The 13582-nt window shown below is 59.6% G+C and carries 7 protein-coding genes and 2 pseudogenes; 5 read left to right on the forward strand and 4 right to left on the reverse strand.

Features of this window, described 5'->3' with window-relative positions; genetic code table 11:
• Nucleotides 1-63 precede the first annotated feature (63 nt).
• A complete protein-coding gene (locus tag J3P97_RS11375; protein WP_434674177.1) occupies nucleotides 64-213 on the forward strand; it encodes a hypothetical protein in 150 nt (49 codons plus the stop codon).
• Between the two features lie 8 nt (nucleotides 214-221).
• Here the strand turns inward: J3P97_RS11375 and J3P97_RS11380 are convergent, their stop codons facing one another.
• The 4 genes from J3P97_RS11380 to J3P97_RS11395 form a co-directional block, all read right to left on the reverse strand.
• Nucleotides 222-1241: a glycosyltransferase family 2 protein gene (locus J3P97_RS11380; protein WP_434568785.1), complete on the reverse strand. Its 1020-nt coding sequence runs from the start codon at nucleotides 1239-1241 to the stop codon at nucleotides 222-224.
• 11 nt (nucleotides 1242-1252) lie between these two features.
• Complete coding sequence (locus tag J3P97_RS11385; RefSeq protein WP_434674178.1) at nucleotides 1253-3661, reverse strand: phospholipid carrier-dependent glycosyltransferase; 2409 nt, start codon at nucleotides 3659-3661, stop codon at nucleotides 1253-1255.
• A gap of 222 nt (nucleotides 3662-3883) precedes the next feature.
• Nucleotides 3884-6358: a glycosyltransferase gene (locus J3P97_RS11390; protein ID WP_434674179.1), complete on the reverse strand. Its 2475-nt coding sequence runs from the start codon at nucleotides 6356-6358 to the stop codon at nucleotides 3884-3886.
• 122 nt (nucleotides 6359-6480) lie between these two features.
• Nucleotides 6481-7299: an ABC transporter permease gene (locus J3P97_RS11395; protein WP_434674180.1), complete on the reverse strand. Its 819-nt coding sequence runs from the start codon at nucleotides 7297-7299 to the stop codon at nucleotides 6481-6483.
• Between the two features lie 182 nt (nucleotides 7300-7481).
• Between J3P97_RS11395 and J3P97_RS11400 the strand changes: the two are divergent.
• From J3P97_RS11400 to J3P97_RS11415, 4 genes and pseudogenes are all read left to right on the forward strand, one after another.
• Nucleotides 7482-8711 (forward strand): annotated as a pseudogene (locus tag J3P97_RS11400) (ABC transporter ATP-binding protein); the annotation flags it as partial.
• A gap of 180 nt (nucleotides 8712-8891) precedes the next feature.
• Nucleotides 8892-10205, forward strand: a pseudogene (locus J3P97_RS11405) (polysaccharide pyruvyl transferase family protein); the annotation flags it as partial.
• The gene (locus J3P97_RS11410) at nucleotides 10199-10885 is read left to right on the forward strand and encodes a 2OG-Fe(II) oxygenase (RefSeq protein ID WP_434674181.1); all 687 of its coding nucleotides are present in this window, start codon (nucleotides 10199-10201) and stop codon (nucleotides 10883-10885) included. The pseudogene J3P97_RS11405 and the gene J3P97_RS11410, both read left to right, overlap by 7 nt.
• The gene (locus J3P97_RS11415; protein ID WP_434674542.1) at nucleotides 10878-13031 is read left to right on the forward strand and encodes a glycosyltransferase; all 2154 of its coding nucleotides are present in this window, start codon (nucleotides 10878-10880) and stop codon (nucleotides 13029-13031) included. Before J3P97_RS11410 ends, J3P97_RS11415 begins: the two co-directional genes overlap by 8 nt.
• The last annotated feature ends 551 nt before the right edge of the window (nucleotides 13032-13582 follow it).

Here is a 13582-nt window from a genome sequence, read left to right on the forward strand (position 1 = left end):
GTGCGGGTACGAATCGCGCATGGGCGCGATGCCCGCTCCCAACTCCACCTCAAGACCCCCGACATGGAAATAGCGGTCTGCCAGTCGACGGAACGCGTGGTGGAACTCTACGAAGACGTCCCGAAGCATTTGCTTGCGCTCAAGCACTTTGCCGTGAAGTTCAAGGCGTTCGCAGCCATCGACATCCAGCGTCTTGAGCGACGGGTCCGATAAAAGATCTCTTAGCGCTTTAATGACTTTTCTTCCCGCAATGAAGTGGCCCTGCGCCTGGAATGCCGAGGCCTGTTGGGGACCGAGGCGATGTCGTAACCGAGAAACGCCATGATCAATTGCAGCCCCATGAGCATGGGCAATGCGCTGAGCATCACGGTGCCGGCTGGCGTCGCGACGCCATGCTGCGCCGACTCGAACCAGTGGTAACTGCCGAACAGGATGCCGAACACGAACATCAGGATCCCGATCGGCAGCTCGATCGAAGCCAGGGACATGTCGCGCAAGTAGTAGTTGTAGAGCACGCGCTTGGTGAAGTTGCGCAGATGCTTGAAGAGAAATTCGCCCACGATCTTCGAGATCTTCAGGTGACTGACTTCATCGCCGTAGCGGGCTTCCATCGGAATATCCACTACCACCGCGCGCACGGTGTTCAGGCGGAACAGAATGTCGGTCTCGAAAAAATAGCGTTGGCTGACCTTGTCCAGGGGCAGCAGCCTGGCGACGTCACGGTGAATCGCGGTATAGCCGTTGGTCGGGTCGAACAGATCCCAGTAACCCGTCGACAGTTTGGCCATCAACGACAACACGGCATTGCCGAACAGACGAATTCGCGGCATCGACTGGACTTCCTCCAGGTCGAAAAACCGATTGCCCTTGGTGTAGTCGGCTTCACCCGCCAGGATCGGTTCGATGAACAGCGGAATCAGGGTCGGGTCCATCTGACCGTCGCCGTCGACCTTGACGATGATACTCGCGCCGTCAGCGAGGGCTGCTCGATAGCCGGTCATGACCGCACCCCCCACACCTTTGTTGATGTCATGGGGCAGCACCTTGACCCGAGGGTCGTTACAGGAGGCCAGGACATGCCCGCCCGAACCGTCCGGGCAGGCATCGTCAATGACATAGATGCGCCAGACTTCCGGCCCGATGGCGTCGATGACGCCGACGATATGTGCGGTGACCCGATAGCTGGGGATGACGACGGCAACGCGTAGTTCATCCGTGAAAATCGCTGTTGTTGTGTTCATCGATTTGCCAACTATTGCCTGAATGAAAGTGATTTGAACTCCAGGGGAGTGTCGGTATGCCCGGACGCATAAATGACCGCGGACGTAGCATTAGCCGGGGCAATGACACTCATCTCATGGGTCTCCCAATGCGTGGTGCAATCAAACGTTGCGATGCTGGCGCTGATGAAGTCGCCTTGGTCGTCCATCCAGTTGGCCTGGATTCTTCCGGTAGTGGCTGCCTCCGTGCAGCGTGCGGACACACTGTTGGTGTAGGTCAGCCCCGGCGTGACGTCGACGCGCTGTGTGGCGGGTGTCTTGACGTTGACGGTGAGGATCTTGCGCGAGGTGTCATAGGTCGAGGGCGACAGCAGGTTCCAGCCGTCGAGGCTGGACAGGTCCGGATTGAGCAGGAGCTCGTAGTGGGTGGCGTTGAGTTTGCGCAGGTCCAGGTTACCCAGCCTGGAATACGACGTGGACACGGCGAGCAGGCGGTCGAGCTGTGCCTGGGGAACAGACTTGAGATCGATCACCAGCCAGTTCACCTGGCGCTGGCGCAAGCGCCGGGTAAGCTCCGCCGGCGAGGTCGCTGCGTCGAATTCGCCCTTCCACTTCAGGTTGTACCACGACGCGTAAAGGGCATCGCCATGCAAACCCGCCATCAAGGGCGACGCAAAAACCGCCACGGGTTGATAACCGCTGTTCAAGGCGTTGACGGTGTCGACCATTTTCCGGATCGGCAGGCGCTCCAGCAAAAAGGCCTCCCGACCGGCCTGGCTCAACAGTGCCGAGGGTTTGATTTCGCCATAGTAAGTAGCGGCCTGGATGAAGCGGATATTGGCCAGGACCAACACGGCACCGGCCGCGATGGCGAGGCTGCGGGGGAAGGCCCTGGCGTCGGAAAAGGGCAGGGCGAGGATAACCGAGAACAGCGCAAAGGAGGGAAACACATAACGCAGGTAGGCCGTTGACTGGAACGTCATGAACATCGCGCCGGCGCCGACCAGGAGAATGCACAGGGCTTTTTTGTTGCCGCTCAGCAGCACGGCGACGGCCGCTGTGGGTAGCAGCAGCCACTGGAAACCTGCCGCGCCGACCCGTCCCTCGATGAACTGCGGCGACTGGAAGACCATTCGATAGAGGGTGTCCCAGGTCATTCCGGTACCGAACGTGGCGGGCGGTTCGAAGTTCATGTCCGGCCAGAGCGGTGAATGGAAAACCCCGTTGAAAAACGGGAACACCGGGTTACCGGTCAAGTACCCGGCGCAGATGTAAGGGGTAGCGCCCGCCAGCAGCAGGCCGGCGCTGCCGAGCATGAGGGGCTTGGCGATTCCTCGCACGGCCCAGGCCTTGTACTGCAGCAAGAGGACCAGCAGCAGGACCGGCAGGACACTCAGGGTCACCGCCTTGGTCGCCATGGCGAAACCCAGCAGGACACCGGCCAGGACCAGTTGCGACAGGCGTTCCCGAGGATCCGCAGTGAAGCCCGAGACCTTCAGGATTGCCAGGGTCCCGGCCAGCATGAAGGCGGTCCACGCCGACTCTATGTGCAGGCTGCTGCTTTCAGCGAAGGCGAGGGGCGTCGACAGGAATATCAGGCTTGCCCAGCGAGCGCTCGTGGCGGAGCCCCCGGCCCAGAGGGTCATGTTGCGAATCTGCCACGCCACCAGCAAGGCGAATGCGCTATTGCTCAGGCGTGACGCCGTTTCGCCCGCCAGCATATAGACGATGCTATAGATCCAGTCGGCCAGCATGGGCATGACTGCCCACACGTAGGTGTTTGCATCGAACGACCATTGATGCCGCTGGGCCAGGTGTGAAGGGACGAAGAGGTGCATGGCCAAGGCGTCGTGGCCGACCTCCGGCATGAAAGCTACCAGCACGTAGAGGCAGGCGAATCCGCCAATCAGTACATCAAGGCCGGTTTGCAGGGGCGTATGTGCCGAGCGGGTGGCCTGGATTTGTGCCAGCAGTTCGCGACCTATCGACAGGACCTGTTTGCGCCCCAGTACAAGCGGCACTGCCAACATCGCGCCATACAGCCAGGGATAATTGATCGGCATATACGCAGCCAGGCCTGTCAGCGTACCGAACGTGCCGGTGCCCATCAGCAGATGGATGCTCCAGTCGGCCGGATTTTCTTGCCTGAGCAGCCACCTGCCGAGCACGGTGGCAGACAGCGCGAAGACCGCGACGACAACCACCGGCCAGATCTGCGAGCAGGCAATGGTCAGGCACGCCAGCAGGCCAAGGCAAAGAATGATCGGCGGCTTGCGAGTGAAGGCGGTAAGGGCCGCCAGGACCCCCACTGACAGCAGTATCGTGCGGCTGCTGCTGTTCATGGAGGCCAGTTCAAGCGTCGAAAAACCGTACACGCCGACCGCCGTACTCGCCAGTAAAACCAACAGCACCACTGCGTATTTCAGGCTTGATCCGGGCAAAATATCGTCTCGGCTGAAGGAACTCGCTTAAGGCTTTTTCTCGATTCATTGTGGCGAGGGAGCTTGCTCCCGCTGGGCTGCGCAGCAGCCCCAAAAGCTGAATACACCCCACCTGGCACGCTACGGTGGCCGGGTTCAGGGCCGCTTCGCAGCCCAGCGGGAGCAAGCTCCCTCGCCACGGGTTGGTCAACGCTCGTAGACAGCGTTGCATCCAAGAGGGGCCTATACATCTCGGTACGTGTGCGGAACCCAGGATCCCCATTTGTTCTCGTAGATCGCCCGGTTCTTTTCGAAAAGTGCCTGTTTTTTCCGGGCACCCAAGGTGTTGAACGAGGCGGACAGGTGGTGATGGACGAAGACGTCTTCGGCGCAAGCCGCGCGCAGGCCGCGACGCTGCACGCGGCGGCAATAATCGTCATCCTCGAAGAACCCCAGGCCGTACTCCTCGCACAGGCCGCCAATCTGCTCGTAGGTCGAACGCGGGAACATCACGCAGAAAAACGCCAGGGTGTTGATTTCGAACCACTCGCCCATGCGGGCACGGGTCATTTGCGCGGCTTCGGCGGGCATGTCCTCCATCCGCCCATAACGGGTGCGGACTTTGGCTTCGTTGCCGATGTTGTTGGTGACCGGACCGATGATGCCGATTTCCTCGTGGTCCTTCAGATGACGGATCAACCCCTTGATCCAGCCGGCGGTGACGACCGTATCGTTGTTCAGGATGACCAGGTACTCGCCACTGGCTGCCGCGAGCCCTTGGTTGTTCCCTGCGGCGAATCCCTTGTTATCCGGATTGAGGATGACGATCCGTTCGGGATGTCCCTTGGCCCAGGCAGTGAGATAGGCCGGGGTCTGGTCGCTGGAGCAGTTGTCGACCACGATGGTTTCAAGGTTCGGGTACTGGCTCTGGGTCAACAGACTGTCGAGGCAAGCCTTGGTCAGTTCGAGGTTGTTGTAGGTCAACACCACGACGCTGACCTTGGGCAGGGGCAATGACGCGATGGCCTTGCGCAGGCTGGCGGCCCGATGCTGCCAGGTCTGGCCCTGGGCGAACGATTGACGCGCCCTTGGCGTTGCGCCGACCTCTGGCAGAGCGTCGAGTACACCGCGTATGGCCGAGATGAACTCAGTCGGCTGTTCAACCGTCCAGACCAGTTTGCCGAACTGGCTCAACTCCGGCAGTTTCACCGACACTACCGGTTTTCCTGCGCTCAGGTATTCATAGACCTTGACCGGATTGGTGGCGAGCGTCAGGGGCATGACCTTGAACGGAAGCAGGCAAACGTCCATGGCGTAGAGGTAATAGGGCAGGGAGGCATACGGGACTTCGCCTTCCAGGACCACATTCGGGCAGGCCTTGAAATATTTTTTCGCCTGGACGATATCGCTGCCGATCAACAGGATCAGCTGCTGCGGGAAGGACTGGGCGACGCGCTTGACCAGTTCCAGGTCGAACCATTCGGCGATGACGCCGTAGTAGCCGATGATCTTTCTGTTGGCCGGGTCCCGGTAGATCTTGTCGGGGCGTTGGCTGAAAAAACCGTATTCGCAGGCGTTGCGGATCACCTCTACGTTGCGGTTTTCCCGCTTGCCGTGTTGTTCGATCCAGTCGGAAGTCGCCACCAGCAGATCGGCCCGGCGCATCAAGGCGATTTCCAGGTCGAGCAGTTCCTGGGCAACATTGCCGAAACCTTCGTGGTGATCCATGCAGTCATAGACCAGCGTGGCGTTGGGGACACGTCTTGCCAGCGGGAACCAGTAGGCGTGCTGGACGATGCAATCCACGGCGGCGACGTTCGCCGCGTCCAGCAGCATGGCCAGGCCTTGGCGCAACTGGCTGATCGCGGCCGCTGAAGGCGGGGCATGATAAATGGCCGGAGCCCCGCGCACCTTGAAACGGATCTGGAACAGCCGCTCGGAGCCTTCCAGGCGCTCCGCCTCGAAGCCGGGAGCATCATCGTCGATAAAGTGGTTGGAAATATAAAAGGTCGTTTGTCCCGCCCGCGACAACTCCTTGGCCAGGTTTTGTGGGCGCTGGATGCGGAAGTGCCAATCGATCACGCCGAACATCAGGATCGTCGGCTGCCCGTGACTGGATGGCACGGCAAGGTCAATCGGTGGTAGCAGGGGTTGCAGCGGCGCGAGGCTTGGGGACGCCGATGATTCGCCGGCTGTCGCCCTGGTGCGTTTCAACCAGCTTCGAAGCCGCTGGGCTAGCCTGCTTTTCCGATGTGCGGTGAGCGGCAACCAGGCGTAGATCCGGCGCGATAATTTATACAGCTGCTTGCGTATCGAATAACGCAGCGGTGCGCGTTCGATGGCGTTGCCCCAGTCAGAAAGCTTGAACAGCTCAGTCTGCTTCGCCGCCAGTTGTGCGCGTAAATCCACCGCCCAATCGGACAGCTCCACCGCTTGGCGTTCTTTGGCCCTGAGTAACGCCTGGGTGTCTTTGAGGCGCCGTTCGGTCACCTGCAACTGCTCGCGCAGTCGCCCGGCCTTGCCTTCCTGAAGCGACAGGCGAGTGCGAAGCGCTTGTGAACCCAGGTTCAGTTGCTTGATCAGCCGGTCCCGATTCTCGATTTCCTTGACCAGCTGCAAGGCTTCAATGGATCTGGACTGTGTTGAGCGAGTCAGTTTGTCAATGTGATCGACAAGACGGTTGATCTGATCCATGCGTTCTTCCAGTTCCTTGGACATTACGGCAACGCACCCCGGGTCTTGCAGGTGTGTTGTCGACTTCAATAACCAGGCAGCCCCAGGTTCCAGCCGTGCCATCCATCAGCATAGCGGCTGCTGGACGAGGCGCCACGTCAACAAACTCAGATGACATCGGCAAAGCCTTTGCGTGTCCTCTGGAACCAGGCGAATCCGGCACAGGCAATCGACAAGGAAATTGCCGAGTAAGTTGCCAGGTGCGCCCATTGTGGCGTCCTGCCCCAGAACAGTACGTCACGAACCATTTCCACCGGCAGCGTCAGGGGGTTCGCCTGCAACGCCGCCTGGTAGCTTTGCGGAAGTATCGAAAGGGGATAGAAAATCGGCGAGAGAAAGAGCATCGCCGTGATGACAATGCCGATGAACTGGCCAATATCGCGCAGGTACACGCTTATCGAGGCGAGAAACCAGGAAATCCCCAGGGTCAACAACACCAACGGAAACAGCACCAACGGCAGCAGAAGCGCGGTTGCCGGAGGAGTTCCGAACAGGATGATATAGAAGAGCAGCCAGGCCAGGATGCTGATCGCCATGTGGAACAGCGCCGCGCCGAGCGACACCATCGGCAGGGTTTCCAGCGGGAAGACGATCTTCTTGACGTAGTTGGTATTGGCCAGCACCAGGCCCGGCGCGCGGTTCAGGCATTCGGAAAACAGGTTGAACACCAGCAGGCCTGCGAACAGCACCAGGGCGAATTCGCTCTTGGACTCGCCGCCACCCGACCAGCGGGCCTTGAAGACCACGCTGAACACGAATGTGTAGACCACCAGCATGAACGCCGGAGTGAAGAACGACCATAAGATACCGAGCACCGAGCCTTTATAACGACCGATGACCTCCCTGCGGATCAACACGTAGATCAGGATTCGATTGACCAGCACACTCTTGATCATGGCGGCAGGGGAAGTGCTGAACGACTGCATTGGTACTGGGGCCTCAAGACAAAAAATCGGAACTCGGTGAATCGCATCCTCATGGAGGGTAGGCCAAGTTCAGGACATTCGAAGTTTTTTTCTCCATTTGTGCTTAACTCATCGGCAGTGCCCAGCGAAGGAATGATTCAGTAGTGCCGCTAATGGAAGTGACTCATGGAAGGGCTTTGCCGATGTCGTTTGAAGTGGCCATCAGCGCCGAGAACCTGAGCAAGTGTTATCAGATCTACGATGCGCCCAAGGACCGCCTGTTGCAGATGCTGGTGCGCGGCAGGAAGCGTTTCTACCGCGAGTTCTGGGCCCTGGATGACGTTTCCCTGACCATCGCAAGGGGGGAGACTGTCGGCATCATCGGCCGTAACGGCAGTGGCAAATCCACCTTGTTGCAACTGATCTGCGGAACGTTGATGCCGACCCGGGGCAGTGTCCGCGGGCATGGCCGGATTGCGGCGTTGCTTGAGCTCGGGTCGGGCTTCAATCCGGAGTTCAGCGGCCGCGAGAACGTCTATGTGAACGCGGCGGTGCTGGGCTTGAGTCGCGCGGAAATTGACGCTCGTTTCGATGACATCATCGCCTTCGCCAACATCGGCGACTTCATCGACCAGCCCACCAAAATCTATTCCAGCGGGATGCTGGTACGGCTGGCGTTCGCCGTTTCGGTCTGCGTGGAACCGGAGATTCTGATCGTCGACGAGGCCCTCTCCGTCGGCGATGCATCTTTTCAATTCAAATGTCTGAACCGCCTGGAAGAACTGGCTGCCAAAGGCACCACGCTGCTGTTCGTCTCCCACGACATGAGCATGGTCAAACGGTTTTGCCACCGGGTCATCTATCTGCGCGCCGGCCGCGTTGTTGCCAGCGGCTCGCCCGATGAAATGGCCGAGCTGCACTTGCTCGACATGCGTGACGAGCAACGTCGCTGGGCCAGTGGCGGGGCCATACCGGTTACACAAAAAACCTTTATTGGCGGTCAGCAGGGGATGGCCTTTGGAACCGCGGAGGGACACATCACCGCCGCCTGTTTTACCAACACTCGGCAGCTTTCTTCGAGTTACCTGTACGGCAACGACATCGAGATTCGTGTCGAAGCGTTACTGCATGAGTCGATCACTCAGCCCAACATCAGCTTCACTATCCAGGAGGCGAGGCTGCTGGTGATCGGCGGGGGCAACTTCGCCCTGCAACCGGGCCCGGTCGAAAACGGCTGGCGGCGTACGGCCATCACGGTGCGCTTCCCGGCTAACCTCGCCGAGGGGCGCTACCACGTCACGCTCAAGCTGTTGCATGGCGCGACGGAAGACACCTCGCAACTGATCGAGAAGCAAGTCGCCCCCTTGGCGTTCGACATGTTGCCCAGCCACAAGCATTTCCTGGGCATGGTTGACCTGGGATTGCACAGCGTCGACCCGCGAGCGGCCGAGTCGCTTCCCAAGACCTGCGGGATTCCAGCAGAGAACGACCTGGCGGAACCCGCGGATGAGCGCACGTGGCAGGTGGCTATCTTCGGCACCTTCGACGTAGAAAATTATGGTGACCTGCTGTTCCCCATCATCGCCGAGGCAGAGCTGGCCCGGCGCTTGGGTTCGGTCAATCTGCAGCCGTTTTCCTATCACGGGAAAAAATCATCCGAATGGCCCTATGCGGTGACCTCGCTGACAGAGCTGCCCGCTGTAGCGGCAAGCCTGGATGGCGTGTTGATCGGCGGTGGTTTCCTGATCCGATTCGATAAAGTCGTTGCCCATGGCTATGGTCCGACCACTGCGGACATCCATCACCCTACCGGTTATTGGCTGACCCCCGCGCTCATCGCGCTGCAGCATGCGGTCCCGGTCATGTGGAATGCACCGGGGATGCATTGCAACAGTATCCCCGATTGGGCCAGGCCGTTATTGACGATGGCCCTTGAGCAGAGCCGGTACGTGCGCGTCCGTGATGCCCTGTCGCGCGATACCCTCGGCGCGCTCAGCCAGCAAATCGAGATCGAAGTGCTGCCCGACACCGCGTTCGGCTTGCCGCGCCTGATCGATGAGCAACGGCCCTCGGCCGAGTTTGTTCGGCTGCGCGAGCATGCCGGGCTGACCGGGCCCTACATCGTGATCCACGCCATCCATGTGGTGGAGTCCTTTGTAAAATTGTTCGAAGACCACCCCGAGGCGTTCCTGGGCTACCAGTTCGTGGTGGTGCCGATTGGACCAGTCCTGGGTGACGATCCGTCAGTGATTGCCGGTCGGCTGCCCGGATCCATCACCTTGCCGTTCTGGCCGGAGCCGTTGCTCATGGCCGAAATTCTCAGCCAGGCCCAAGCGGTGATCGGCCATAGCTATCACCTGGCGATCACCGCCCTGGCGTTTGGCGTGCCGGTGTTTTGCTCGGCGGACCTGACCACGGGCAAGTACACGGCGCTGGCTGGGTTCGACACGCTGCATGCGTTGCCGAACGTCGCGACGGTCGATCCGCAATGGTTCCTCGCCCGCGTGGGCAAGACTCAGCCATCGCCCTTGGCGCGTGCGGCGGCGGATCAGTTGGTGGAGCATTGGGACCGGGTCGCTGAGATCATTCGCCAAGGTAAAACGGCGTCGCAGCCGGTACTGGGGGCTTTTCTGCAGCACTTGCCCAATCTACTCGAAGCCGCGGCCGAGACGTACGACCCAGTGCCAGCTGAATCGCCGGTGAGTCCGGTCATGCCTGTGCCGCAGATCAACGAACCCGCGCAGGACCTGGCAGCACGGGAGCTTGCCCAACAGCAACGGATCATCCAGCTCCGTGAGCAACTGGCTCGCAGCGATGCCAGGATGCGTGAGCTGCAGAACTCCAATTCATTCCGAATGACCGCGCCACTGCGTTCCATCGCCCGTGGTATCAGAAACCTGACAGCGAACAAGAACCGACAATGCTAGATCTCTCTCGTCTCACGCCAGCGGCGCTAAAGGATCAGCCGTTTTCATGGGCTGAAATCGGCAACCTTTACTCGGCCGAGGATGCCGCCGCGTTGGCAGCGTCTTTTCCTCATGATCACTTCAAGACGGTGAGTGGTTATGGCGGTGAAAAAAACTATGACTACGAGGCACGAGCCTTGTTGGGCATGGGCGACGATACCATCGCTCATGCGCAGGAATTGAGCGAGGCATGGTTGCGGCTGGCTCGGGATCTTGGCTCGGCTGGTTATCGCGAAGCCATGTCGCACATGACTGGAATCGATCTGCGCAGCGTGCCGATGGAGGTCAATGTCTTTCATTATGGTCCGGGTGCGAGCCTGGGGGCCCATCCGGACCTGCCCGATAAACTGGTCACCCATATCCTCTATTTCAATGAGTCCTGGGACCGCAACGACGGCGGTTGCCTGAACATCCTGCACCGCAACGATCCCAGCGCAGTGGCGGCCGAGATCGAGCCCCTGGTGGGTAATTCGGCGATCCTGGTGCGCTCGGATAATTCCTGGCATGCCGTCACGCCTGTAGTCAGTGGTTGCCATTCTTCCCGTCGTAGCCTGACCGCAACGTTCTACCGGCCGGGCTCGCGCAGTTCCATGTGGCCGCCGGATGACAGCACGCCGCTGCATCGGTACCCGCATGCTTAAGCCCGACAGCACCTTGATCGACCGGGACGCCGCCTTGGCTCAGCGAGATGCGGCCGTCAATGAGCGCGATACCGCGCTGGCGAAAGTCGACTTCCTGCAGAACACCCGTTCGTGGCGTTTCACCCGGCCACTGCGTACGCTGTTCCGGGTGCTGCGTTATGGGTTTGCCGCGACCCGGGAATTTCCCGAAACTGCCCCGGCAATCGTCTACCCGGCAGCGCCGGAACCGTTGCCGAACGTTGAGGTACAAGCGGATTTCGCCACCAGAGGGCAGCTGGATATTCTCTGCTTCGCCAATATCGATTGGGCCGCGCGCTTCCAGCGACCGCAGCAGTTGATGAGCCAGTTCGCGAGCAATGGTTATCGGGTGTTTTATATCGTTCCATCCAGTGTGCCGGAGCAGGGACAGCTTTATCGAGTGACCTCAGTGGCGTCCAATCTTTTCGAGGTGGCGCTGCATCGCGATGTGCAAATGGCCTATTACGAAAAGATAGTGACGCCTGAGAACCATCAGGCGTTGCTGCGCGCGATTGCTGCATTGGTCACCGACATGCAGATCAGAACCGCCCTCTCGGTGGTGCATATTGCCTACTGGAGCCCCGTGGTACTCAGCCTGCGCGCGCTGCATGGCTGGCGCATTCACTATGACTGCATGGACGACTGGGATGGTTTTCCGAACATCGGCGAACAGCTGCTGAGCGAGGAAAAGACGCTGATTGCCCAGGCTGATCTGGTGACCGTTTCCGCGGCGTTGCTTTACCAGAAATGGTGCGCCCATAACCCTCGCTGCGTGCTGGTGCGAAACGCTGTGGATTTTGCTTTTTTCCACCAGCACTGTTTTACCAACGATGTGCTGAGCGGGCTGGTCGGCCCGGTGATTGGCTATTACGGCGCCTTGGCTGAATGGCTCGATTATCCACTGCTAGCGGCGTTGGCGGACCTGCGACCGACGTGGAATTTCATCCTGGTGGGGGATATTTTCGTCGAGGACCTGGCGGGGCTCGAGCACAAGCCCAATGTGCGGTTGTTGGGCCGCAAGCCGTACACCGAGATGCCGCTGTACCTGGATCATTTCGATGCGTGCCTGATTCCCTTCAGGCTTTACAACGTGACCCATGCGGTCGATCCGGTGAAGTTCTACGAGTACATCAGCGCCGGCAAACCGGTGATCTCCACGCCGCTGGCGGAGATCGCCATCTACAAGGACCTGCTGTACTTCGCAACCGGAGTCGATGAGTTCATCGAGCAGATCGAGCGTGCCCTGGCCGAGCGCGATCTGGCCCTTTACAAGCGGCGTGTGGAGCTCGCTCGGGCCAACGATTGGAAGGATCGATTTGATAGCATGCAACTAGCCATCGTCGGGCTGTACGAGAAAGTCTCCATCGTGATCGTGACGTACAACAACCTCAATCTGACGATTCAATGTGTAAACAGTGTTCTGCGCAATACCACCTGGCCCAATTACCAGCTGATTGTCGTCGACAACGGCTCGGACGATGGCACGCAAGATTATCTTGAACGCCTGGGCCGTGAGGTACCGTTCACGAAGATCATCTTCAACCCGGACAACCGGGGCTTCGCTGCGGCGAACAACCAGGGTTTACGAGAAGCCGACGGTGACGTCCTGCTACTGCTAAATAACGACACGGTGGTGCCGGGCGGTTGGCTCGATCCGCTGGTCAGGCATTTGTGTGATCCGAGCATCGGCCTGGTCGGGCCGGTCACGAATGCGGTAGGAAACGAAGCGAAGATCGAGATTTCCTATACCGACATCCAACAGATGCAGGCGTTTGCAGACCACTACACCGAAGCCCGTAAGGGGCAGTCGTTCGATATCTCCATGCTCGCGATGTTTTGTGTCGCCTTTCGTCGAACCACCTTCGATGAGGTGGGGTATCTGGATGAAACGTTCGGTATCGGGTTGTTCGAAGATGACGACTACAGCCGTCGTGTCCAGGCTGCCGGCTACCGCACGGTCTGCGCTGAAGATGCGTTTATCCATCACTACGGGCAGGCCTCGTTCAGCAAGCTGATCGCCAGCGGCGAATACCAGGCCCTCTGGGACAAAAACCAGGCGTACTTCGAAAGCAAATGGGGGGCGTGGCAAGCCCACGTACATCGCGACGAGCCCGGCGCGGAGGGGTAGGGCGCGATAAGGTCACCCCTCGGCATCCTCGTTGACAGTAACTCCGCCTTCGCGAGCAGGCTCGCTCCCACAGTTGGATTTTTTGGCAGCCGCAAAATGCATCTACGCCGCAGGTCCCCTGTGGGAGCGAGCCTGCTCGCGAAATGGCCGGCCCATCCAATATCTTCGTTGATTGACACTCCGCCATCGCGAGCAAGCTCGCTCCCACATTGGATTTTCGGCAGCCGCAAAATCCATCTACGCAGCAGTCCCTCTGTGGGAGCGAGCTTGCTCGCGATTAGGCCAGCTCATTCACCATCTTCATCGACTGATACGCCGCCTTCGCGAGCAAGCTCGCTCCCACATTGGATTTTCAGCAGCCGCAAAATGCATCTACGCAGCAGATCCCCTGTGGGAGCGAGCTTGCTCGCGATGAGGCCAGCTCATTCAACATCTTCATCGACTGATACGCCGCCTTCGCGAGCAAGCTCGCTCCCACATTGGATTTTCAGCAGCCGCAAAATGCATCTACGCAGCAGATCCCCTGTGGGAGCGAGCCTGCTCGCGAAATG

The organism is Pseudomonas sp. R1-15, assembly GCF_051132085.1.
Classification (GTDB): domain Bacteria; phylum Pseudomonadota; class Gammaproteobacteria; order Pseudomonadales; family Pseudomonadaceae; genus Aquipseudomonas.